The sequence below is a fragment of the Glutamicibacter sp. PAEs-4 genome (genome assembly GCF_051161755.1).
Taxonomy (GTDB): domain Bacteria; phylum Actinomycetota; class Actinomycetes; order Actinomycetales; family Micrococcaceae; genus Glutamicibacter; species Glutamicibacter nicotianae.
This window is the reverse complement of sequence record NZ_CP195017.1, coordinates 1,711,359-1,734,252: the sequence shown is the minus strand read 5'-3', so window position 1 is coordinate 1,734,252 and position 22,894 is coordinate 1,711,359. Positions and strand designations below refer to the sequence as shown.

Annotated in this window: 23 protein-coding genes and 1 tRNA gene; 11 read left to right on the top strand and 13 right to left on the bottom strand. The window is 63.7% G+C overall.

Features of this window, described 5'->3' with window-relative positions:
* Positions 1-27: 27 nt before the first annotated feature.
* The 3 genes from mshC to ACR9WD_RS08170 all read right to left on the bottom strand — a co-directional run bounded on the left by mshC (position 28) and on the right by ACR9WD_RS08170 (position 2,530).
* Complete coding sequence (gene mshC / locus ACR9WD_RS08180) at positions 28-1,290, bottom strand: cysteine--1-D-myo-inosityl 2-amino-2-deoxy-alpha-D-glucopyranoside ligase (RefSeq protein ID WP_434923180.1); 1,263 nt, start codon at positions 1,288-1,290, stop codon at positions 28-30.
* A gap of 127 nt (positions 1,291-1,417) precedes the next feature.
* On the bottom strand, positions 1,418-2,242 hold the full coding sequence (locus ACR9WD_RS08175; protein ID WP_073706253.1) for an undecaprenyl-diphosphate phosphatase: 825 nt from the start codon (positions 2,240-2,242) through the stop codon (positions 1,418-1,420).
* Positions 2,243-2,320: 78 nt separating this feature from the next.
* Positions 2,321-2,530: a hypothetical protein gene (locus tag ACR9WD_RS08170; protein WP_423300087.1), complete on the bottom strand. Its 210-nt coding sequence runs from the start codon at positions 2,528-2,530 to the stop codon at positions 2,321-2,323.
* 44 nt (positions 2,531-2,574) lie between these two features.
* Here ACR9WD_RS08170 and ACR9WD_RS08165 point away from each other — a divergent pair, with 44 nt between their 5' ends.
* On the top strand, positions 2,575-2,808 hold the full coding sequence (locus ACR9WD_RS08165) for a DUF5703 family protein (protein ID WP_038991036.1): 234 nt from the start codon (positions 2,575-2,577) through the stop codon (positions 2,806-2,808).
* 33 nt (positions 2,809-2,841) lie between these two features.
* On the opposite strand, the gene ACR9WD_RS08160 is transcribed toward ACR9WD_RS08165, so the two are convergent.
* The 5 genes from ACR9WD_RS08160 to ACR9WD_RS08140 form a co-directional block, all read right to left on the bottom strand.
* A complete protein-coding gene (locus ACR9WD_RS08160) occupies positions 2,842-3,981 on the bottom strand; it encodes an acyl-CoA dehydrogenase family protein (protein ID WP_434923179.1) in 1,140 nt (379 codons plus the stop codon).
* A gap of 47 nt (positions 3,982-4,028) precedes the next feature.
* Entirely contained in the window at positions 4,029-5,345 is a 1,317-nt protein-coding gene (locus ACR9WD_RS08155; protein ID WP_423300085.1) for a M20/M25/M40 family metallo-hydrolase, read from the bottom strand.
* 84 nt (positions 5,346-5,429) lie between these two features.
* On the bottom strand, positions 5,430-6,404 hold the full coding sequence (locus tag ACR9WD_RS08150) for a TAXI family TRAP transporter solute-binding subunit (RefSeq protein WP_434923178.1): 975 nt from the start codon (positions 6,402-6,404) through the stop codon (positions 5,430-5,432).
* Positions 6,394-7,830, bottom strand: coding sequence for a sensor histidine kinase (locus ACR9WD_RS08145; protein WP_434923177.1), 1,437 nt, complete (start codon positions 7,828-7,830; stop codon positions 6,394-6,396). The genes ACR9WD_RS08150 and ACR9WD_RS08145 overlap by 11 nt, the downstream gene beginning before the upstream one ends.
* Positions 7,827-8,495: a response regulator transcription factor gene (locus ACR9WD_RS08140; RefSeq protein WP_434923201.1), complete on the bottom strand. Its 669-nt coding sequence runs from the start codon at positions 8,493-8,495 to the stop codon at positions 7,827-7,829. The genes ACR9WD_RS08145 and ACR9WD_RS08140 overlap by 4 nt, the downstream gene beginning before the upstream one ends.
* A 242-nt stretch (positions 8,496-8,737) precedes the next feature.
* Here ACR9WD_RS08140 and ACR9WD_RS08135 point away from each other — a divergent pair, with 242 nt between their 5' ends.
* The 5 genes from ACR9WD_RS08135 to ACR9WD_RS08115 all read left to right on the top strand — a co-directional run bounded on the left by ACR9WD_RS08135 (position 8,738) and on the right by ACR9WD_RS08115 (position 12,354).
* Positions 8,738-10,018 (top strand): Nramp family divalent metal transporter, encoded by a 1,281-nt coding sequence (locus ACR9WD_RS08135; RefSeq protein WP_423300082.1) that lies wholly within the window; start codon positions 8,738-8,740, stop codon positions 10,016-10,018.
* 80 nt (positions 10,019-10,098) lie between these two features.
* The gene (locus tag ACR9WD_RS08130; RefSeq protein ID WP_423300081.1) at positions 10,099-10,740 is read left to right on the top strand and encodes an NADPH-dependent F420 reductase; all 642 of its coding nucleotides are present in this window, start codon (positions 10,099-10,101) and stop codon (positions 10,738-10,740) included.
* A 111-nt stretch (positions 10,741-10,851) separates the two neighbouring features.
* Entirely contained in the window at positions 10,852-11,016 is a 165-nt protein-coding gene (locus ACR9WD_RS08125) for an FAD-binding protein (protein ID WP_434923176.1), read from the top strand.
* A gap of 15 nt (positions 11,017-11,031) precedes the next feature.
* Positions 11,032-11,190 (top strand): hypothetical protein, encoded by a 159-nt coding sequence (locus ACR9WD_RS08120; RefSeq protein WP_434923175.1) that lies wholly within the window; start codon positions 11,032-11,034, stop codon positions 11,188-11,190.
* 3 nt (positions 11,191-11,193) lie between these two features.
* The gene (locus tag ACR9WD_RS08115; RefSeq protein ID WP_434923174.1) at positions 11,194-12,354 is read left to right on the top strand and encodes an FAD-dependent oxidoreductase; all 1,161 of its coding nucleotides are present in this window, start codon (positions 11,194-11,196) and stop codon (positions 12,352-12,354) included.
* Positions 12,355-12,432: 78 nt separating this feature from the next.
* Here ACR9WD_RS08115 and ACR9WD_RS08110 read toward each other — a convergent pair.
* Positions 12,433-12,517: transfer RNA gene (locus ACR9WD_RS08110), tRNA-Leu, on the bottom strand.
* Between the two features lie 510 nt (positions 12,518-13,027).
* Between ACR9WD_RS08110 and ACR9WD_RS08105 the strand changes: the two genes are divergently transcribed.
* The 3 genes from ACR9WD_RS08105 to ACR9WD_RS08095 all read left to right on the top strand — a co-directional run bounded on the left by ACR9WD_RS08105 (position 13,028) and on the right by ACR9WD_RS08095 (position 15,902).
* On the top strand, positions 13,028-13,549 hold the full coding sequence (locus tag ACR9WD_RS08105) for a DUF2127 domain-containing protein (protein ID WP_434923173.1): 522 nt from the start codon (positions 13,028-13,030) through the stop codon (positions 13,547-13,549).
* A gap of 114 nt (positions 13,550-13,663) precedes the next feature.
* Positions 13,664-14,644 (top strand): alpha/beta fold hydrolase, encoded by a 981-nt coding sequence (locus tag ACR9WD_RS08100; RefSeq protein WP_434923172.1) that lies wholly within the window; start codon positions 13,664-13,666, stop codon positions 14,642-14,644.
* A 64-nt stretch (positions 14,645-14,708) separates the two neighbouring features.
* Complete coding sequence (locus ACR9WD_RS08095; protein ID WP_434923171.1) at positions 14,709-15,902, top strand: glycosyltransferase; 1,194 nt, start codon at positions 14,709-14,711, stop codon at positions 15,900-15,902.
* 74 nt (positions 15,903-15,976) lie between these two features.
* Here the strand turns inward: ACR9WD_RS08095 and ACR9WD_RS08090 are convergent, their stop codons facing one another.
* The 3 genes from ACR9WD_RS08090 to ACR9WD_RS08080 are packed head-to-tail and all read right to left on the bottom strand — an operon-like array spanning position 15,977 to position 19,465.
* Positions 15,977-16,831 (bottom strand): MaoC family dehydratase, encoded by an 855-nt coding sequence (locus ACR9WD_RS08090; protein WP_073706263.1) that lies wholly within the window; start codon positions 16,829-16,831, stop codon positions 15,977-15,979.
* A gap of 1 nt (position 16,832) precedes the next feature.
* The gene (locus ACR9WD_RS08085) at positions 16,833-18,170 is read right to left on the bottom strand and encodes a 3-oxoacyl-ACP reductase (RefSeq protein ID WP_434923170.1); all 1,338 of its coding nucleotides are present in this window, start codon (positions 18,168-18,170) and stop codon (positions 16,833-16,835) included.
* Entirely contained in the window at positions 18,170-19,465 is a 1,296-nt protein-coding gene (locus ACR9WD_RS08080; protein WP_434923169.1) for an acetyl-CoA C-acetyltransferase, read from the bottom strand. Before ACR9WD_RS08080 ends, ACR9WD_RS08085 begins: the two co-directional genes overlap by 1 nt.
* Positions 19,466-19,540: 75 nt before the next feature.
* Between ACR9WD_RS08080 and ACR9WD_RS08075 the strand changes: the two genes are divergently transcribed.
* Positions 19,541-20,200, top strand: coding sequence for a TetR/AcrR family transcriptional regulator (locus tag ACR9WD_RS08075; RefSeq protein ID WP_121866796.1), 660 nt, complete (start codon positions 19,541-19,543; stop codon positions 20,198-20,200).
* A 51-nt stretch (positions 20,201-20,251) separates the two neighbouring features.
* A complete protein-coding gene (locus tag ACR9WD_RS08070; protein WP_434923168.1) occupies positions 20,252-22,267 on the top strand; it encodes an acyl-CoA dehydrogenase family protein in 2,016 nt (671 codons plus the stop codon).
* Positions 22,268-22,360: 93 nt separating this feature from the next.
* On the opposite strand, the gene ACR9WD_RS08065 is transcribed toward ACR9WD_RS08070, so the two are convergent.
* Complete coding sequence (locus tag ACR9WD_RS08065; protein WP_233125271.1) at positions 22,361-22,837, bottom strand: VOC family protein; 477 nt, start codon at positions 22,835-22,837, stop codon at positions 22,361-22,363.
* Between the last annotated feature and the right edge of the window lie 57 nt (positions 22,838-22,894).

Sequence of the window (22,894 nt, the reverse complement as noted above, 5' to 3'; positions counted from 1 at the left end):
ACCCCGGGTTGCGTGCGAAGCAGCGTGCTAGAGCTTGAGCCCGAGCAGCGCGTCGATGCCGTCGCGCAAGGCGTTGGCGCCCTCGCCATTCGAGCTGGCAGGCTGTGCGGCCCACCGGTCGATGGCATCCAGCGCGGAGGGCGCATCAAGGTCATTGGCCAGGTGCTTGCGGATCTGGGCCATCACGCTGGCCGCATCCTCGAGGCTGGCGCTGGCCAGCGCCTCACGCCAGGCCGCCACGCGCTGCTGCGCGGTGGCCAGCAGTTCATCGGTCCAGAACCAGTCGCTGCGGTAGTGCTGGGAGAGCAGCACGGCGCGGATCGCCACCGGCTCGACGCCGGCAGCGCGCAGCTTGGAGACCAGCACCAGGTTGCCCAGGGACTTGCTCATCTTCTCGCCGTCCAGGCCCACCATGCCGGTGTGCACGTAGGCCTGCGCGAGTTCGGCATGGTCGCCGGCGGCCGCGTGGGCCGCGGAGAATTCGTGGTGCGGGAAGATCAGGTCCGAGCCGCCGCCCTGGACGGTGAACGGAGCCGGCAGGGTCTTGCGGGCAATCACCGAGCATTCGATATGCCAGCCGGGGCGGCCTTCGCCCAGCGTGCCGCCATCCCACCGGGGCTCGCCCTCGCGGGCGGCACGCCACAACAGCGGATCCAGCGCGTCGCGCTTGCCTGCGCGGTCCGGGTCGCCGCCGCGTTCGGCGAAGAAGCCGAGCATGGTCTCGCGGTCGTAGTTGGAGACCGATCCCAGCGTCCAGGCATCGTTCTGCGCGGCCATGGTGTCGAAGTACACGTCGCCTTCGACCTCATCGGCACCGGCCGGCACGCGGTAGGCCAGGTCCGCGTCTAGCAGCTGCTCGACCACGGGGACCAGCCAGCCGATGGATTCCACGGCGCCGATGTAGTTCTGCGGCGGGATGACATTCAGCGCTTCCATGTCGTCGCGGAAGAGCTGGATCTGCGACTCGGCCAGTTCCCGCCAGTCGACGCCCGTAGCCGTTGCACGCTCCAGCAGCGGATCGTCCACGTCGGTGATGTTCTGGGTGTAGGCCACGGTTCGCCCGGCGTCGAGCCAGGTGCGCTGCACCAGGTCGAAGGTGACATATGTGGCGGCGTGGCCCATATGGGTGGCGTCATACGGGGTGATTCCGCAAACGTACATGCTTGCCGGCGCAAGAGCCTCATCCGCTGGCGCAGTGGCCTGCTGGGTACCGGTGGCGGTGTTGAAAAGTTCCAGTGTCGGTGCTGAACCAGCCACCTGAGGTACCTCAGGGTTTTTCCACGCGTGCACTTATGAACGTCCTTTCGCAGATGCGACGTATTTCTTCCTTTAAGTCCAAGTGAAGCAGGACAAGGTTTATTCCCGTTAACTGCAAGATGTCCGTGAAGCAGTCCACGGACATCTTTCATGGGATGAATCAGGCGGCCATCCAGCCCAATCCGAGAGCGACGAACAGCGCCAGGCCCAGCAGGATGCGGTACCAGACGAAGAAGCGGTAGGAGTGGGTGGAAACGAACTTCAGGAACCAGCCCACGATCAGGAAGCCGACGATGAAGGCGACGACGGTGGCGACACCAGTCTGCGCCAGGGTGTAGACCCCCGGCTCATCGAAGGACTTGGCCAGCTTGTAGAGTCCCGAGGCGAACACCGCAGGGATGGCCAGCAGGAACGAGTAGCGGGCCGCCGCCTCGCGGGTGTAGCCCATGAGCAGGCCCGCGGTGATGGTGCCGCCGGAGCGCGAGACACCCGGAATCAGGGCCATGGCCTGCGCGAAGCCGTAGAAGATGCCGTGCTTGACGGTCAGCTTCTCCAAGGTGCGCTGCTGCTTGCCGTAGTGGTCGGCGATGGCCAGGATCAGGCCGAAGACCACCAGGGTTGTCGCCACGATCCACAGCGAACGGAAGTTCGTATCGATGTAGTCTTCCAGCAGCAGGCCCAGGATCGCGATGGGCAGGGAGCCGACGATGATCAGCCAGCCCATCTTGGCATCCGGATCCGAATGCGGGATCTTGCCGGCCAAGGCCTTGCACCACGCACCGATGATGCGCACGATGTCACGCCAGAAGAAGACGATCACCGCGGTTTCGGTACCCAGCTGGGTAATGGCGGTAAAAGCCGCCCCGGGGTCTTGGGCGTTAGGCAAAAGTTCGCCAACGATGCGCAAGTGGGCGGAGGACGAGATCGGGAGGAACTCGGTCAGGCCCTGGATCAATCCTAGGAAAGCTGCTTCAAACCAATTCACCCCTCGACATTACTTCACGGATTGCGAGTATCCGGACTCAGAAACACGTAATGCGAAAAATTCACCCCGTGGTCGTACTCACGCATCATCCGAGGGTATGGTGAAGGGCAAAAGCTCGGAATACTGTTCATAGAGGGCGTCCTCATAGTCTTCGAAGGCATCGGCCAACGCGCCAAAGGCGGCGTCGACGGAAGCCTCGGCGGCACCGCGGCTCTGCGACACAATTGCCAGATGCTGCTCCAGGCGGGCAATAAGTGTTTGCAGTGCAAAACTCGGATCAGTACTCATAGCATGAGGCTACAACGCATGGCGTTCTTTAGATAGGGGGCAGGATGCTCGAAGAAAGAATTAAGCCGCCGCTGCATCATCCCGATGACCAGCGCTTCGAATACCTGGTCATCACCTCTTTCCCCGGCGAGCCGAAGAATGTAGCCCGGGCAGCCCTTCGCGAGCATGCGGATAACGGCAAATGGGAGCTGATGCGCACCTGCCGCTACGAGGGCGGCGCCTACAAGTATTGGCTGCGGCGCCGCGTGATGCGCATTCGCAGCACGCTGGCCCCCTGAACCGCCGCTAGGCAGGCTGCGCCGGGCCTCGGCCTAGCTGTCGAGCGGGCCGACCAGCCAGGAGGCCACCGTGTTGGCAGCCGAGGCCGCATTGGACGGGTGGTACCAGCTGGCCTGCACGTCGCGGTATAGCCGTTCGAATTCCGAGCCGCGGAAATACCCGCCGCCGCCCAGCAGCTGGCCGGCAACCTGGACGTTTTCCCGTGCGGTGTCCCCTGCAATGGTCCGCAGCGTCACCAGCTTCGGGAACCAGGCGCCCTGGTGGTCCGCCTTGGCTTCCAGGTCGCCGGCCACCGAGCGCTGGAGGGCATCCAGGGACAGCAGGCGCATGGCCGCCTCCGCCAGCAGGCCGCGGGCGCGGACATCCTGCGAATACTTGGTCCCGTCCTGGTGCACTCGATCAGTCAGCGCCTCCTGCGCCAGGGTCACCGCACGATCGGCGATGCCCACGTAGACGCTCGCGGTCAGGGTGAGGAAGGACGCGAAGATGCCGAAGATCAGCGGGTCCGCGTTCGGGCCGACCGGCAGCCGGCTATGCACCCAATCGCTGGGAGCCACCGCATCCTCCAGCTTCGTGGTGTGCGACTGGCTGGCCCGCATGCCCAGGGTGTTCCAGTCGTCCATCGACTGCACGCCTTCGCCGCGGGCGACGAAGCCGTGGACGAGCTCCCCGGAGTCCTGGTCCTTGCCGAACACCCCCAGACGGGTGAACGCCGGGGAAAGCGAGGTGAAGATCTTCACGCCGGTGAATGCCACCGAACCATCGGCAGCGGTGGCCGCACTGGTCTTGGAGTCGAAGAGCACCGCATCGTTGCCCGGTTCCGAAATCCCGAAGGCCATCACTTCGCCCTCGGCAATCCAATCGGCAACCATGTCCAAGCGCCGGTCCCCGCGGGCCTGCAGCAGATAGGCGACTCCTGCCCAGACCTGGTGCATGTTGATCGCCAGCGCCGTACCCGGCGCGGCAGTGGCAAGGCGGCGCTGCGCCAGCGCCAGGGTGTCGAAACTCCACCCCAGTCCCCCGCGATCCACCGGCACCAGCGCCTTGAGGTAGCCGAGTTCCACCAGCTCGTTGAAGTCCTCGATGGCGAACGCGTTCGCCTCGTCATAGCCAGCGGCCCGGCCGCGGAAGCGTTCAAGCAGCTCGTTGGTCAGTACTGATTCGATGGACAAGGATTCTTCTCCTGGTTTCTCTTGTGCTCGCTGGGAGGAGGATGTTTCTAGTAGTCCTGCAAGAGCTTCTGCAGGACCCGGACGCCGAATTTGACGGAGTCCACCGGCACCCGTTCATCGACGCCGTGGAACATTCCGGTGAAGTCCAGTTCGGCGGGAAGCTGCAGCGGCGCGAATCCGTAGCCGGTGATCCCCAGCTTGGCCAGCCATTTGTTATCGGTGCCGCCGGAGAGCATATAGGGCAGGACCACCGCATCCGGGTCCTCGGACAGCAGCGATTCGATCATCGAATCCACCAGCGCCCCGGCGAACGGCACCTCAAGGGAATCCTGCTCATGCACCATGGACAGCTCGACATGTTCCCCGGCCAATTCGCGCAGGGTCTGCACGGTGGCTTCGTGCTGCTCGGGCAAGGTGCGGCAGTCGATCAGGGCTTCAGCCTGGCCGGGAATGACGTTGTGCTTGTAGCCGGCGTCCAAGGCGGAAGGGTTCGCGGTATTCTGCAAGGTCGCGCCGACGAACCTCGAGACGTTGCCCATGGCCGAGAGCAGCGGGGCGGGATCTGCTTCATTGAAGTCCAGCCCGGACAGCTCGGCTACCTGTTCCAGCAGGGCGCGCGTGGTCTTGGTATAGGACAGCGGCCATTGATGCTCGCCGATGCGGTGCACGGCTCCTGCCAGATGGGTGACCGCATTGTCGCCGTTCAGCTGCGAACCGTGCCCGGCCATGCCCTGGGCGGTCAGCTTCAGCCAGGCGATGCCCTTTTCCGCGGTCTGCAGCATGTAGGCACGGCGGCCGTTGATCTCGACCGAGAACCCGCCGACTTCGCTGATCGCCTCGGTGGCGCCGGCAAAGAGCTCGGGATGGTTCTGCACCATCCAGCCTGCGCCATAGTCCCCGCCGGCTTCCTCATCGGCAAAGAAGGCGATGACCAGGTCGCGCCGTGGGATGATCTTTTCGCGCTGCAGATGGCGGATGGCGGCGATGATCATCGCATCCATGTTCTTCATGTCTACCGCGCCGCGTCCCCAGATCATCGAGTCGATGATCTCCGCACCGAAGGGATCCACGCTCCAGTCTTCGGCGATGGCCGGCACGACATCCAAATGGCCGTGCACCACCAGGGCCGGCAGCGCCGGGTCGGCACCCGGAATACGGGTGAGCACATTGGCCCGCCCGGGAGCAGATTCGTAGATCTTGGCGTCCAAGCCAACTTCCTGGAGCAAACCGGCAACATATTCGGCGGCCTCCAGCTCACCTGCACCCTTGTTGCCGCCGTAGTTCGTCGTGTCGACCTGGATCAGTTTCCGGCAAATCTCGACGGCTTCATTTTCCATGCGTGCAATGGCGTCGGCAGTGGGCATCGCAATTGATCCTCTCGTAGCAGTGCTCTGCCATACACACTAGTCGGCCAAGCCCCCGGCCGTCTCGTACCGGCGTGCGCGAGCTTATCCGTGCAGTTCCCGGTAGGCGGTGCGCGCACCCGGGTGCAACGGCAGGCCACCGGTGCTGATCAAGGTTTCAGTGGTCAGGAATTGTATGCCGGCGCTGGAGTCCGGGACCAGCTGGTCAGCGTGGTCGACCAGGAGCTTGACGATGGCTCCGGCCAGGTCATCAGCCATATCCGCGCGCGCCATCAACAAGTTGCCCACCCCGATTGTCTGGACGGACTTGACGCCGTGGTAGGTTCCCTCCGGGACGACAACCGCGTCGTACAGGTCCGGGTACCGCTCACGCAGCTGCGGCAGGACCCCCGACACGTCGAGCAGTTCCAGATCCATGCTGGACGCGAGTTCGCTCAGCGGCATCACCGGCAGGCCGCCGAAAAGGAAGAGCGCGTCAATGCTTCCGCGGCTCAGCGCGTCCAACCCTGCCGCGTACCCGAACTGCAGCTCCGTGGGCGCATTCGCGCTGTTCTTGAGCTTCGCCGCTTCAAGGATCCGCTGGCCGGTAACCCACGTACCGGATTCCGGGGCGCCGGTTCCGATGGTGCGTCCTGCCAGATCGTGCAGCGATTCAATGCCGGTTCCAGGACGGAGGATGCAATGGAAGTAGTTCTGGTAGACGCGGCCCAGGGCCAGCGGCTGGGTCTGCGAGCCATGATCCTTCCGATACTGGTCCGCCGTATCGGCCAGCGCCAGGGCCAGCTCGGCCTCGTTGCCTGCGAGCATCGCCAGGTTCTGGGCGCTAGCTTGGGTATTCAAGGCGTGCGACTGCTCGGCGACGCCGTTGGCCACCAACGCCTTGGAGAGCAAGGAGGCAAATTGGAAGTACATTCCCCCATCTTCACCTGACGCGATATCCAATCGGCCTGCACTGGCCCGCGAAGTGCAAGAACCCAAGGCCGGGATCGTGGCAGCCACCGGAAGCGCAAGCAGGTATTTGAGCAGTTTCCGCCGCGATGGCAATGGCTCAGGATTCATCGTGGACCTCTGATTCCTTGGTGTGCCGGGGGAGGCTTATTGTGGCTTTCAGCCCTTGGCCCGGAGAAGATTCCAGCGTGAGTCCACCGGCATTGACGCGTGCCAGGCGATCGACGATCGCCAGTCCCAACCCTGTTCCCGGGCGGTGCAGCACCTGTTCTGCACGCCAGAACCGATCTGCGGCGTTCTCCAGTTCAGCTGCGCTCATGCCGGGACCATGGTCTTGGATTTGAATCTCTATTGTTCGCTGGTGGAGCTCGAGGCCCATCACGATGCTGCTGCCGGGTGCGTATTTGAAGGCGTTCTCAACCAGTTCTGCGAGCATCTGCTGCAAATCGAAGCCGTTGCACCACGCGATGGCTTCCGGTTCCGAGGTGGCACTGGCATCGAGCACCAGCTGGTTGCCTAGCAGCCGGGCAGCTTCGGATTGCCGTTCGACTTCTTCGGCAAGCATCTGCCCGACGTCGATTTGCTGGCCGCGCACAGCTGCGTCGGGCAGCGCGTCCCCGGCCCTTTGCTCGGTCAGCCGATGCTCGGCGCTGGCCAAGCGCATGACGCCATCCAGCAGGGTCTCGACCCGATCCAGTTCGCTTTCCACGGCGTGCACTCCGGCGGGATCCGCCTGCTCGCCCAGGCGCATCTTCAGCAGATCCACGCGAAGCCTCAAGGCTGCTACCGGGTTGCGCAGCTGATGGGATGTCTCGGCGATGAGCTCTTGCTGCTGATCCAGGCTCTCGGCCATCGTTTGGGCCATGCGGCTCAGTGACCGGGACAGCTGGCGCAGCTCGGGAGGGCCTTGCTCTTCCAGATGCACCGGTGCCTGGTGCTGCGCAATGTCGTTGACCGCATCGTTGAGCCGGTGCACCGGGCGAAGCACCCAAGAGGTGAGGCGGTCGGCCAAGAGCAGCAGTCCGGCACCAAGGGAGATGACCATGAGCCAGAGCACGCTGGACTTTTCCAGCACCTTTGTGCGTGCAGTTTCCAGGTTCACTTGCATCGTGACCGAGCCGAGCACCTGGGCAGAATTACCGAAAGGCTGCGAAAGCAATGCAGTGGCATCGGAGAAGGGATCGATGGGCGGAAGCTGGAGGAGCCCGAGGTTCAGTTCGGCATTGCGCACGGCCTGCGCAACCTCGGGATCCTGCGGGTCGATGCTCCCCGAGACCAATTGCCGCTGGCCGAGATTGATCAGCAGTCCCTCGCCATACAGATCGCTATAGGTATCCATCTCCAGCTGGAGCAGCGACATGTCGCTGTTCAGGTCGGCATGGGTGGCAAGCTGGACAAAGCGGTTCAATGCCGAAATCCGGTTCAGCTGCAGGTCCGCGGTGGCATCGCGGCTCACGCTCTGCAACAGCATCGCGCTGGCGATGGCGACGATCGCCAGCAGCAGAGTGCCCAGGATTCCCAGTACGCGCAGCCTCACGGGTTTGGCGTTTCCAGCCGGTAGCCGACCCCGCGAACGTTCACGATCATCCCCGGCGCCGCGAGCTTGGAACGCAAGCCGGTGAGGTGGACATCCAAGGAACGCGAAACCGCAATGAATGCGTCGCCCCACAGGCGGTCAAGGATCCGCTCCCGGGTGACTACCGATCCGGCGTGCTGGGCCAGCAACGCCAGCAAGTCGAATTCCTTGGCGGTCAAATGCAGCGCCCGCCCGTCGAGTACCGCTTCGTGCTTGCCGGTATCCACGCGCAGCCCGCCGGCGATGAGCACGCCGTCGTTGTCGTCGGCAAGCACCTTGGCCCGGCGCGCCACCGCGTCAATACGGGCAAGGAGAACTGCCAGGCCGATGGGCTTGACCAGGAAATCGTCTGCGCCCTGGCGCAGCCCCCGGACCACGCTGCGCTCGTCATTGCGAGCCGAGAGGATGACGACGGGAACGTCGCTGATTTGGCGCAGCTTGCGCAGGACCTCAAGTCCGTCCATGTCCGGCAGGCCCAGGTCCAGCAGGATCATTTGTGCGTTGCGATGCTTCAACAGCGCGTCGGCACCGCGGCTGACATGCTCTGCCAGGTGGCCGGCCGCGCTCACCGCATCAATCAGGGCGCGGGCGACGGCCTCGTCGTCTTCGACGATCAACAGCTGCACGGCATCATCCTCGGTGATCAGATCCGGGCGCGAAGCCCGCAGGTAACTGGTCAATTCTAGCAATTCGGGTACGCAGTGTTTCTCACGTCACCCTCAAACTTAAGAAAGTGTTAGTAGTTGACTGTGAGTTTGCCAGTAAGAAAGATCACTACCAAGATTGAATACGATCTCACACCCCCGTGGTCCGCATCACCGTAGATGCGCTGCCGCGGCGGCATCGCATTGCGGCAAAGGAAAATCAAATGAGTGAAAACATCGAGGCGCAACGCGCCGATCTGGACGGTGGCGGCCCACCGCGCTGGAAGGTCATTGGCCCGGGCCTGGTCGTTGCGGCGACCGGCGTTGGCGCAGCCGACATGGTAGCCACCCTGGTAGCAGGCAGCCAGTATGGCTATGCCCTGCTGTGGGCAGTGATTGTCGGCGTGATCCTGAAAATTGTTCTGGTTGAAGGCGCCGGCCGCTACACCCTGGCCACCGGAAAGACCATTTTCGAAGGCTGGAGCACCCTGGGCAAGTGGACCACCTGGTACTTCGGTCCCTACATCATCCTCTGGGGCTTCGTCTACGGCGCTACCGCGATGAGCTCTGCCGCGTTGCCGCTGGCAGCCTTGATGCCGGCAGTGGACCTGAAAATCTGGGCAGTGCTCATGGGCCTGCTGGGCTTCGTGATGGTCTGGTTCGGCAAGTACAACTTCTTCGAGAAGATCACCGCCGTGCTGGTAGGCATCATGTTCGTGACCGTGGTGGGCTTGGCTTTCATCGCTGTGCCGAACATTCCGGAGATGCTCAAGGGCCTGATCCCGATGATCCCGCAGGGCGGCGTGGTCTACACCCTGGCCTTGGCCGGCGGCGTCGGCGGCACCATCACCTTGGCCGCCTACGGCTACTGGCTGCGCGAAAAGGGCTGGTACACCCCTAAGTGGATGCGCGTGATGCGCATCGACAACACCATGGCCTACGTCATGACCGGCATTTTCGTGCTCGCGATGCTGATCGTCGGCGCAGAAGTTGTTCGCGCCGCTGGCGTCACCATTTCCGGTGGCGACAAGGGACTGCTGGAACTGGGCGATGTGCTGAAGGCCGAGTACGGCGATGTTGTCGGCAACGGCTTCCTGGTAGGCTTCTGGGCCGCGTCCTTCTCGTCGATCATCGGCGTGTGGAACGGCGTTTCGCTGATGTTCGCTGACTTCTGGGGCCACATGCGCAAGAAGCCTGCAAACCACCCGGACACCATGACCGGCGGCAAGTACTTCAAGTTCTACGTCCTGTGGCTGACCTTCCCGCCAATGGTGCTGTTCCTGCTGGACAAGCCGATCGCCCTGATCCTGGCCTACGGCGTCCTCGGCGCACTGTTCATGCCGTTCCTGGCAGTCACCCTCTTGGGCCTGCTCAACGGCAAGCGCATCCCGAAGGAATGGGCGAACCGCTGGCACACCAATACGGCGCTGGCGATTACCGCGGTGCTGTTCATCATCTTGGGCGTGCAGCAGCTGATCAAGTCCCTGGCTCCGCTTTGGAGCTGACAAGCTTCCGCTAAGTTGAAGGCCGTGGTGGCATGCAATGAATTGCATGCCACTACGGCCTTCGCGTCTAGGCTGGAGCTATGAGCATCAAGCGGATTGGAATCCTGGGCGCAGGACGAGCTGGCACGGCATTGGCCCGGGCAGCGGCAGCTGCCGGCATCGAGGTACGCATCGCGGGCTCGCGGCCCCCGCGGATGATGAAATACCACTTGGCGCAGTATGCATCCCGGGCCACCGGCGTGCTGGCCGAGGAGATCGCCGAGGATGTCGACTTGGTGGTGCTCATGGTGCCGCAGGAAGAACTCGGCGACATCGATGTCTCCTCCTTAGCTGGCACCCTGCTGGTGGATGCGACCAACCGCTGGGAAGACGAGCCGCTTCCCGATTGGCTGGAAGCCTCGCTGGATGCCGGTCTGTCCAGTTCCGAGGGCATCGCGGCCCGCTTCAAGAGCTCGCGCGTAGTCAAGGCACTGAATCACATCAGCCATTGGGATATGGATGCGGATCGGGCAACTAAGCAATCTGCGCAGCGTGCCCTGGGCGTCGCCGCGGATAACGCGCAGGATGCCCAGATGGTTTCGGAACTCACCAAGGCATTGGGTTTCTCCCCGGTGCAGCTGCCCAGCTTGGCCGCCGGCCGGGTGCTGGAACCGCAGGGACCGGTCTTCAACCAGGTGCTGGATGCCGAGAGCCTGCGCCGGCTCAGCAGAACCCAAGGGTAGCTGGGCTCAAGGCACGACGGTTCCATCCAGTGGGACTGCTTCGCAGTGAATCGGCAGTGGACAGCTAATCTTCTGGATACTTTTTAGCCTATTTCGAGAGGATGCGCGCACATGTCCGAAAGCAGCTCGTTCAACATTTCAGCCAGCAGCATCAGCAACTGGGATTACGAGGCCGATGTGGTGGTTGCCGGCTACGGCATCGCCGGGGTGAGCGCCGCCATCGAGACTGCACGCGCCGGAGCCGAGGTGCTAGTGCTCGAACGTTCCGGAGGCTAGGGCGGCGCCGCCTCCATGGCCGGCGGCTTCGTCTATCTCGGCGGCGGCACTCCGCTGCAGCGGGCCCTGGGCTTCGAAGACACCGTCGAGAACATGAAGGCCGCCCTCGGCCCGGGGACCGACGATGCGAAGATCGATGCCTACTGCGAAGGCAGCGTGGATCATTACAACTAGCTGGTGGACGCGGGTGTCGTCTTCAAGGAATCGTTCTGGGGCCAGCCAGGCTGGGAACCTCCCCATGATGACGGGCTGATGTACTCCGGCGGCGAGAACGCAGCCCCGTTCAGCACCTCGATTTCCCCGGCTCCGCGCGGGCACGTTCCGCAGATGTCCGGCAAGAATACCGGCAAGCAGGGCGGCGGCTACATGCTCATGAAACCGCTGGTCGAGACCACGCAAGCCCTGGGCGTGCGCGCCGAATACGACCTGCGGGTGCAATCGTTGGTCGTCGAGTCCGATGGACGCGTGGTGGGCATCGACGCCACGCGCTATGGCAAGGATGTCTACGTAAAGGCACGTCGTGGCGTGGTCCTGGCCATGGGCAGCTTCGCTTTCAACGAAGAAATGGTCCGTGCCAATGCGCCGCGCATCCTGGGCCGCCCGGCGGCATCCATTGAGGCGCACGACGGGCGCGCCATCCAAATGGGCCAGTCGATTGGCGCCGCGACCGCCCACATGGACGCCACCGAGGACGCATTCTTCTGCGATCCGCAGTTGCTGGTGCGCGGCCTCCTGGTCAACGGCCGCGGCCAGCGCTACATTAATGAAGACACCTACCCGGGCCGGCTCGGCCAGGCGACGTTGTTCCACCAGGAGAACCAGGCATTCCTGGTCATCGACGAGGCTGCATTCGAAGAAGGCTCGGCCAGCGAAACCTCCAGTCCGGAACTGCTGATGCAGCCTACCTGGGTTGCCGACAACGCCGCCGAGCTGGAAGCCGAGATGGGACTGTCTGCAGGCAGCCTCCAGGCCACCATCGAGCAGTACAACCGCTTCGCGGCCGAGGGCACCGATCCCCTGCTGGGCAAGAACCCCAAGTGGGTCAAGCCACTGCACGGTGCGCTGGCGGCAATCGACCTGCGTGGCCGCACCGGAGGATTCACCCTGGGCGGGCCGAAGACCGATGCCGACTCACGGGTACTGCATGTTTCGGGCGCACCGATCCCGGGCTTGTTCGCGGCGGGACTCTGCACTTCGGGGGTCTGCGCCGGCGGCTACGCCAGCGGTACCAGCCTGGGCGATGGAAGCTTCTTTGGCCGCCGCGCCGGAATCAGCGCGGCACAGCAAGCAAAGTCCCCGGATGGCATCGCGATGGCGCAGGGAGCCGCGGCTCATTGAATCCGTCCCCAGCGGGCCAAGATTTCTGGCAGATGTGAAAAATCCCCGGTTGACCGAAGTCAACCGGGGATTTACCTGTGCGCGAAAGGGGACTTGAACCCCTACCCTCTATTCGAGGACCAGCACCTCAAGCTGGCGCGTCTACCTATTCCGCCACCCGCGCAGGTTGTTCGTTGTTCGCGTTGTTATCGCTGGCAACGAAGTAAAACTCTACCACCGCTTTCGCGTGAATTCCAATCGGCCACCAACTGCCCCGAAGTCGTCGAAACGCCCGTAAATTCGCGGAATATTCGGCCTTGAGTAGGAGGTTTCAGCATTTTCACTGCAATTTCGTGTCAAGGGTCACAAGATTTTCGGCAGAATTGCAAGTTTTCGGCGACCGTGATGCCAGTTGCCAGCGATTCGAGCAATCAACTGTACTCGCGCAGGCGTGCGAATGACGCGGGTGCCCACTGTCCTTCGTTGATCAATTAGGCGAAGCGACGGCTCACTGTCCTCGTGGCTTCGATCAGCGCCTGATCTCCCTACGACATTCCGGAACGAAAACTGATTGAAAATGAACATCGCTCGCCACGTGGAATCGAATTGGCAGCATGCCAGCGCTCAGATAGTCCATAGCGATTCGTCGCGCTTTGAGAAGTAAGCTCAGATCATCGTTAATGCTTGTCAAACAATGAAGAAAGTACAGCGGGCCATGAACCATCCGGAATCAGCACCAGGACAAGGCAAGCGCCGCAGATTGCTAGACCGAACTTTTTACGTGGGCCTGATCCTCAAGGGCATCACGGGCGTTTCGGAACTCGTGGCCGGCACCATATTTCTCTTTGCCGGGCCATCTCAGATCATGGTGTTCGTAAGTGCAGTGACTCACCACGAACTTTCCGAAGATCCGCAGGATTTCATCGCCCGCTTTCTGGTCAGTTTGGCTGAACGCCTAGATGTTTCTGCAACACTCTTTGCAGCGGCTTACCTGCTATTCCATGGGATAGTAAAGGTGGTGCTGGTGTGGGCAGTGCTGAGAAACCAATTGTGGGCTTATCCGTGGCTCATTGGATTCCTGATTGCATTCATCGTGTACCAGATCTACGAGCTGTTTATCAGCTTCAGCTGGGGACTCATCGGGCTCACAGTTTTCGACGCATTCATCGTTGTACTGACATGGCGCGAGTATCAACTTCATCGACGGACAGCTTGAACTCTCCAGCCGAGCTCCCCGCATTTTCAATGATGGCCGGCCAAGGAGATCCAGAAGAGCTGAAGCAACTTTCGATGAAGCCCTCGTTGGCCCGCTTTCCCGTAAAGTGCGTACATGACTGATTTTTCCCTCGGCAGCAATCCCATCCATCACGGGCTGATGCCGACCGACGATGGCCACCAGCTGTACTGGGAAGAGTTCGGACGCCGCGACGGAATCCCGGCACTGCATCTGCACGGCGGCCCGGGAGGAACGCTCGGCGCCAGCGGCTATCGAAACCGCTGGGACCTGTCCCGTACGCGCCTCGTCGGTTTCGAGCAGCGCGGTTGCGGCCGTTCCCTCCCCTCGGCTGCAGATGCAAACGTGGAGATGGAATCATTCACTACCCAGCGGCTCATTGCCGACATCGAAACGTTGCGCATCAGGCTGGGAATCGAGAAATGGATCCTCAATGGCGTGTCCTGGGGCTCGACCTTGGCGCTCGCCTACGCGCAGGCGCATCCCGAACGTGTTATCGGCATCGTGCTGTTCGCGGTGACGACAACCAGCCGTGAAGAAGTCCAATGGATCACCGAAACCGTCGGAGCGCTCTTTCCCGAGGCATGGGACCGGCTCGCGGGATTCGCCAGCAGGCATGTTCCTGCCTATGCGTCCGGAGAGTTGCGGCTGGTCGAGGCCTACGCGCAACTGCTCAGCTCCAGCGATCTTGAACTTCGCGACGCGGCCTCCCGCGAATGGGCTCTGTGGGAGGACACCCACATTTCCCTCGGCTCCGAGCAGGTGGTTCGGGATCCGCGCTGGGAAGGGCGCAGTTTTCGGCATTCGATGACCCGGATGACGACGCATTTCTGGGCCCACGACGGCTTCTGCCAGCCACCGATCCTCGAGAACATGGCCAAGATCCAGCATCTTCCGGCCGTCCTGATCCACGGACGCGCCGATGTTTCCGGCCCTGCAAGAACCGCATGGAAGCTGCACCAGCTCTGGCCGGCTTCCTCGCTGGTCATCTGCGAAAAAGACGGCCACGGAGGAGCGGACATGGTGGATCACTGGACATCCGCAAACGCGAAGATGCTCGACTTGGCTTATTGGTAGCATCAGAGGCGGAGTTTCGAACGAAAAATTCCGTCACCAGCACAGCACCTTGGGAGCACCGATCATGCGCATAGCCATGCTTTCCCTGCATACCTCGCCAATGCAGCAACCCGGCTCCGGCGATGCAGGCGGCATGAACGTGTATATCCAGAACCTTTCCTATGCGTTGGGCGCGCTGGGCCACGAAGTGCATATGCTCACGCGCACCGCCGGGGATTCAGAGTCGCTGCAGGTCAGTGAGGGCGTATGGATGCACCAGGTGCAGGTAGCCGCGAACCGGACCCTGGCCAAGGAGCAGCTGCCCGAAATCATCGACGAAGCCGCGGAAGAAATAGCCACCCACCTGCACGGCGTGAAGATCGATGTAATCCATGGCCACTATTGGCTCTCGGGAATGGTGGGGCTGCAGCTGGCCGCACGGTGGGACGCTCCCCTGCTGGTGTCGATGCACACCTCGGCCGCGGCCAAGGAGCACGAATCGGGCATCCCCGAGCCCGGGTACCGCAAGGAAGCCGAGCAGCAGCTGCTTGCCGAATGCGCGCGCATCATCGCCAACACCCCGGTGGAAGCGAAGCAGCTCGGGCACTTCTACGCCGTGGAATCGAAAAAACTCGACATCGTGCTGCCCGGCGTCAACCACCGAATCTTCCATCCGGACCAGGACAAGGTGCGCCGCCCGCTGGGCGAGGATGACCTGCATCTGGTCTATGCCGGACGGATGCAACCGCTGAAGGGAGCGCATCTGCTGCTCGAAGCCATGGGCATCGCGCGCCGCGAGGACCCCAGCCTGCGCATCACCGCATCACTCTTCGGCGCCCTGTCCGGGCAAACCAACTACGACCTGCCATCGCTCGTGCAACGCCACGGCCTTCAGGACGTCGTCCGCTTCTTCGATCCGCTCTCCCCCGAGAAATTGGCACTCGTCTTCGCCAACGCCGACGTGGTTGCAGTCCCTTCGCTCTCCGAGACCTTCGGCCTGGTAGCTGCCGAAGCGCAGGCCTGCGGCACTCCGGTTCTGGCCAATGCCGTGGGCGGTTTGGCGTACGCCGTGAACGACGGCGAATCAGGGTGGCTCATGGACGAGCCCGATGCCCAGCTGTGGGCCGAAAAATTGCTTGAGCTTGCCCGGGATCCTGAACAGATTACCGCCGCCGGCCATGGCGCACTGGAGCATTCGGGACTATTCACCTGGGAGCGCGCCGCTGTCGCTACATTGGCCAGCTATCGCATGGCCCAGTCCGAGCGCCACCGAGCCTAGTCAAGGACGCTGGCACCACAGTGCCCTGGCCGTCAACGCTACTGCGTCGATGACCAGGGCACTGGTGACTTCACCTAGCCGCGCACCAGCTCCATTTCGAAGTGGGGCTTGGATTTGCGCGCATTCCACGCCTGGATGGTGTAACCGTCGGCGTTCGGCTGGAAGGCCAGGTCTACCGAAGCCGGAAGCACCACCGGAGTCTTGAACTCGATGCTCCAGCGGTAGCTTCCGCCAGCAGGCTCGATCCCAGCCAGCGCACGTGCCGCCAGGTAGATGCCGTGGGCGATGGCCGCCGGCATGCCCAATGCCTTGGCGCTGAGCGCAGCCAGGTGGATCGGGTTGTAGTCCCCGGCGACCGCGGCCCAGCGGCGTCCGGTTCCAGCATCCAGTTTCCAGCTTGCGGTGCGCTGCGGTGCGGCAAAGTCAGGGCGCGCGCTTTTCTCCGGCGTGGTCCCATCGAGCCGCACGCCTTTGGCCAAGAACGTGCTGCGCAGCAGCATCCGGTCCTGCCCATCCACCACAATGCGCATCACCAGGTCGGCGGTCACCCCGTGCGGATGGGCCGCGAGGTTCTCGCTGTGCACCTCGATGTCGAATGCCTCGTCCTCCCCCAGCGGCTGCTGGACCTCCACCTGATTGACCAGGTGGATCATTCCCAGAAGCGGCAACGGGAAATCGTCGCGCACCATCAAGGACATCGCCAGCGGGAACGCCAAGGAGTGCACGTAGAGACTCGGCAGCACGCCGTTCATCGGTGCGTCCACGGCCTTGCGGAACTCGGCAAGCTTCGCCGGATCGGCCTTCGCGCCCTGGAACACCAGCACGGTTTCGGGCAGCACCGGGTTCTTCGGCTTGCGCTTCAGGGTCTTGACGGACTGGGCATAGACCGAGGCCATCGACGGAATTCCGGTAACGATCTGCGCACCCATCTCAGGCACCTACCAGCGATTGGCCGCAGACGCGCAGCACCTGGCCGTTCAGCCCGGCCGCGGCATCCGAGCCGAGGAAGCTGATGGCTTCGGCAACATCCACCGGCAGGCCGCCCTGCATCAGCGAGGGCAGGACCATGCGGGCCACGGTGCGGGTGCCCAGCGGGATCTTTGCGGTCATCTCGGTCTCGATGAATCCCGGGGCCACCGCGGCAATGGAGCCGCCATTCTCGGCGAACAGCTTGGCGCTGGCGTGCACCATGCCGATCACCCCGCCCTTGGAAGCCGCATAATTGGTCTGCCCGCGGTTCCCGGCGATCCCGGAGGTGGACGCCAGCGACACGATGCGCAGGCCCGGCAGCTTGGCCGCCAGGAAGGCCTCGTTCATGCGCAGCTGCGAGGCGATGTTCACGGCAATCACCGAATCCCAGCGGCCGGCATCCATGTTGGCCAACAGCTTGTCGCGGGTGATTCCGGCATTGTGGATCACCAGATCCAGCGAGCCATGCCGGCCGATCGCGTGATCCATGATCTGCTGCGCTGCATCTTCCGCGGTGACATCCAGCTGCAAGGTGGTGGCGCCGATGGAATTGGCCACCTTGGCCAGCGCTTCGCCGGCGGCCGGCATGTCCACCACGACCACCTGCGCCCCATCGCGGGACAGCGTTTTGGCGATGGCCGCGCCGATGCCGCGGGCGGCCCCGGTCACCACTGCCACCTTGCCGGCCAGCGGCTTGGCGAAGTCAGCCGGAAGCACGCCATCGTTGGTGCGCACGGTCAGGAATTGGCCGTCCACATAGGCGCTGCGCCCGGAGAAGAAGAAGCGCAAGGCGGCCAGCGCACTCGGGCTGGCCACGGTAGTGCCAGCTTCGAGCACGATGCCATTGGCGGTCGCGCCAGCGCGCATTTCGCGGCCCATCGAGCGCACCACGCCATCGATGCCCTGGCGCACAGCTGACAGCTGGGGCGCATCATCATCCCCGGCAGGCCGGGAGAAAGCGACCACGCGGCCGCCGGGAAGCAGCTTGCGCAGCGCCTGGCCGGCCGCCAGCATCAGCGGCGAAAGGTCCGTGGGACGCTCGAGCTCGTCGAGCAGCAGCACCAGGCCGCCGAGCTTGGCTTCCCCTGCGTCGTGGCGGCGCACATCCAGGCCCCAGGAGACCAAGGTGTCGCTCAATTCCTGCGCTTTGGCCGAAGCGCCGAGGATCAATACCGGGCCGGGCAGCAGCGCGGCATCCGGGCTGTAGCGGCGCAGCCGCGGCGGACGCGGCAGGCCCAGCATGGTGGCCAGCTTCTTGGTCAGGCCGGTGTTGACCAGTTCCATGTACTTGTCTGCCATTAGCTGCGAGCCTCCAGAATAGCGACGACGCCCTGGCCGCCTGCTGCGCAGACCGAAATCAGTGCGCGGCCCGAACCCTTTTCGTGCAGCATCTTCGCAGTGCTGGCGATAATGCGGCCGCCGGTGGCGGCAAATGGGTGTCCCGCTGCGAGCGAGGAGCCATTCACGTTAAGCTTCGACCGGTCGATGGCGCCCAACGGCGCATCCAGGCCAAGCTTCTCGCGGCAGAAGTCCTCGTCTTCCCACGCCTTGAGCGTGGAGAGCACGGTGCCGGCGAAGGCTTCGTGGATCTCGTAGAAATCAAAGTCCTGCAAGGTGAGGTTGTTGCGCTTGAGCATGCGGGCGGTGGCGTAGGCCGGGGCCATCAGCAGGCCTTCACCGCCGTGCACGAAGTCCACCGCGGCGGCTTCGAAGTCGACGAAGTTCGCCAGCATCGGCAGGTCGTTGGCTTGGGCGTACTCTTCGCTGCCCAGCAGCACCGTCGAGGCGCCGTCGGTCAGCGGGGTGGAGTTGCCAGCGGTCATGGTCGCTTCCTCGCCCAGGTTCTTGCCGAAGGCCGGCTTGAGCTTGGCGAGCTTTTCCATGCTGGAGTCGGCGCGCAGGTTGTTGTCCTTGGCCAGGCCGTTGAATGGGGTAATCAGGTCGTTGAAGAAACCGCGGTCATAGGCTGCAGCCAGGTTCTTGTGGCTGGCCAAGGCCAGTTCATCCTGTGCTTCGCGGGTGATGCCCCACTTCTTGGTGGTGATCGCCTGGTGGTCGCCCATGGACAGTCCGGTGCGTGGTTCGCCGGTACCTGGAGCCGCTGGGGCCAGGTGGCCTGGGCGCAGCTTGGACAACGCGGCCAACTTGGCCTTGGTGGTGCGGGCCCGGGACAGTTCCATCAGGATGCCGCGCAGCGAATCGGATACGGCGATGGGCGCGTCGGAGGTGGTGTCCACACCGCCGCCGATGGCCGAGTCGAGCTGGCCGAGCTTGATCTTGTTGGCCAGCGAGCCGATGGCTTCCATGCCGGTGGCGCACGCCATCTGCACATCGTAGGCCGGGGTGGCGTGATCCAGCGAGGAGCCGAGCACCGCTTCGCGGATCAGGTTGAAGTTCTTGGAGTGCTTGAGCACCGCACCGCCGGAGACTGCACCGATGCGCTGTCCCTGCAGTCCGTAGCGGGCAACCAGGCCCTCGAGTGCGGCGGTGAACATGTCCTGGTTGGACGCATTCACATAGGCGGTGTTGGAACGGGCGAAGGGAATGCGGTTGCCACCGATGATCACGGCGTTGCGCACAGAAGGCTGGCTCATTTTCGTTGAACTCCTGTAAATATTCTGGTGTGAGAAGTATTACTGTAACCAAGAGTACATGATACTCTGAGTTACGTGAACAAGATCACCGAAGAATTCGACCGCGAGACCGACGGCCGGGCAGCCCGCTGGGAAGCGCATCGCACCGCGCGCCACGAGGAGCTGCTCAAGCTGGCACGCAAGGCAGTGCACGAGCTCGGCCCGCAGGTCTCGATGGAAGACATCGCCGGGCACGCACGCACCTCCAAGCCCGTCTACTACCGGTACTTCGGAGACAAGGAAGGACTGCGCCAGGCGCTGAGCGCCATGGTGATCAACGACTTCCGCGAACGCGTCATCGCCGCGGGTCTGGCCAAGGAAGACGAAATCAGCGCGCTGCACGCGATGGTCTCCTCCTATCTGGGACTGGCCGACAACAGCCCCAACCTGTACTTCTTCGTGACCTCCGCCCCGCGCTCGGCCGATGACGAGTCGGCCGGGGCTCTGAACACCTTCTTCGAGGAGGCCTCCAGCTTGATGAGCGAACGCCTGCTCAAGCTCTACGACCAGCGCGCCACCGCCGCCACCCTCGATTTGTGGCCGCGTGCGGCCCTGGGCATGGTCCGCGCCGCCGGCGAGCAATGGCTGAGCCAGCCGCCCGGCGCCAACAAGCCGTCGCTGCAGTCGCTGGCCACCGAACTGACCAACTGGCTGGCCTACGGCATCGCCTCCACCCGGACACCGACAACCCGCTGAAGCACCTTGAGTGCATCCCAAACCCGACACCACCGAAATGAAAGGCACGCCATGAGCGAGAACCGCATCAACGTCACCGCCCTCTCCGAGCAGCTGCTCGGCCCCTACGCCGAAATCCGCAAGGCCTCGCGCGCCCGCGCCGCCAATCCGCAGCTGCAGCGCGACCCGCTGCTGGGCATGGACGAGCACCGCGAACGGGTGCTCGGCCAGCTGGGCATCCTCGTCGAGCAGGAGGCCGTGCAGCGTGCCTTCCCCAAGGAATTCGGCGGCTTCGATGACCACGGCGGCTCGCTGGCCGCCTTCGAGGAACTGGTGGCAGCCGACCCATCGCTGCAGATCAAGGCAGGGGTGCAGTGGGGCCTGTTCGCTGGAGCGATCCTGCACCTGGGCAGCGAAGAGCACCACGCCAAGTGGCTGCCGGATGCCATGAGCCTGAAGACCCCGGGCGCCTTCGCCATGACCGAGATCGGCCACGGCTCGGACGTCGCCTCCGTCGCCACCACTGCCACCTACGACGAAGCCACGGAGGAATTCGTCATCCACACCCCGTTCAAGGCCGCCTGGAAGGACTATCTGGGCAACGCCGCGCTGCACGGCAAGGCAGCCACCGTCTTCGCCCAGCTGGTCACCAAGGGCGTGAACCATGGCGTGCACTGCTTCTACGTGCCGATCCGCGACGAGGACGGCAACTTCCTGGAAGGCGTCGGCGGCGAGGACGACGGGCTCAAGGGCGGGCTGAACGGCATCGACAACGGCCGGCTGCACTTCACCAACGTGCGTGTTCCGCGCACCAACCTGCTCAACCGCTACGGCAACGTGGACGCCGACGGCACCTACTCCTCGCCGATCCCCTCGCCGGGCCGCCGCTTCTTCACCATGCTCGGCACCCTGGTCCAGGGCCGCGTCTCGCTGGATGGCGCCGCCACCAACGCCTCGAAGATCGCCCTGCAGATCGCCGTGACCTACGGCAACCAGCGCCGCCAGTTCAACTCCACCTCGGACACCGAGGAAACCACCCTGCTGGACTACCAGCGCCACCAGCGCCGGCTGATCGCCCGGCTGGCCCGCACCTATGCCTCCTCCTTCGCCCACGACGGCCTGCTGGACAAGTTCGATGCGGTGTTCTCCGGCCGCGCCGACAGCGACGACGACCGCCAGGACCTGGAAACCCTCGCCGCCGCGCTGAAGCCGCTGAGCACTTGGGACGCACTGGACACCATCCAGGAATGCCGCGAAGCCTGTGGCGGCGCCGGCTTCATCGCCAAGAACCGCTTCACCCAGCTCTACGCGGACCTGGATGTCTACGTGACCTTCGAGGGCGACAACAATGTGCTGCTGCAGCTGGTGGGCAAGCGCCTGCTCACCGACTATGCGGCCGAGTTCCGCAAGCTCGACACCGGCGCGATGGCGCTGTACGCGGCCAAGCAGGCAGGCACCACCGCACTGCACCGCTCCGGGCTGCGCAGCGTGGGCCAGGCCTTCGCGGACATCTCCGATGAGCGCAAGAGCGCCAACTTCTTCAAGGACCCGGAGAACCAGCGAGCCTTGCTTGCCGACCGCATCAATGCCAAGGTCGCCTCGGTGGCCAACGCCCTGCGCGCCGCCGGGAAGGACAAGGCCAAGGGCGCCGCCGCGTTCAACGAGAACCAGGACCTGCTGATCTCCGCGGCCCGCGATCACGGCCAGCTGCTGCGCTGGGAGGCATTCACCGCGGCCATCGAGAAGACCGGCGATCCGGCCACCACCGAGGTGCTGACCTGGCTGCGCGATGTCTTCGCGCTGTCGTTGATCGAGGACGACCTGGGCTGGTACCTGGCCAACGGCCTGCTCTCGATGCAGCGTGCCCGCACCCTGCCCGGCTACATCAACCGCCTGCTTGCCCGCCTGCGCCCGCACGCCCAGGACCTGGTGGACGCCTTCGGCTACACCCAGGACCACCTGCGTGCAGACATCTCCTCGGGCGGCGAAGCCGAACGCCAGGATGAGGCCATGGAGTACTTCCGCAAGCTGCGCGCCAGCGACAATGCGCCGATCAGCGAGAAGTCCTTGCAGAAGGCCAAGCGCTAGTACCTGCCTGAGGCCAGGTCACCGGTGCCCGGCCCCGGGGAAATTCCGCGGGGCCGAGCTCCGGCCGTTTAACAGTAGTCGCGGCTGCTGGGATTAATTGTCCAGCCGCTGGGCCAGCGCCACGGTCAGCCCTTCGGGACCGCGCACGTAGGCCATCTTCCACATGCCCTCGTATTCGCCTACCCCGCCGATCAGCCCATAGCCCTGGGTTTCAAGGCCGGTGAGCATCTCCTGGAGATCGTCGACCTCGAACGCGATCGAGCGCAGCCCGAGTTCATTGGCCATGGCGTGCGGGTTGCCCGGTTCGTGCGCGGGCTTCTCGAAGCTGGACAGCTCGATGCCGACGGAGGAATCCTCGGATTTGAGCATCACGATGTTCGTGCGCGAGTCCTTGACCCCGCACACGGTTTCCAGGAACTCGCCTTCCATCCCGTCGGCTCTCCCCTCGACATGCAGGCCCAGGCCAATGAAGAAGGCGGTCACCAGATCGAGGTCTGCAACGGTGATGCCGATATGGTCAAAACGGATTATTCGTGGCATGGTGGTGGGCACGCTTTCCTTGATCGACATCCAGTTAGCCACAGGGTACGCCCCACAGGCGCCCGGACCCAGTCCCCGAAGAAGACT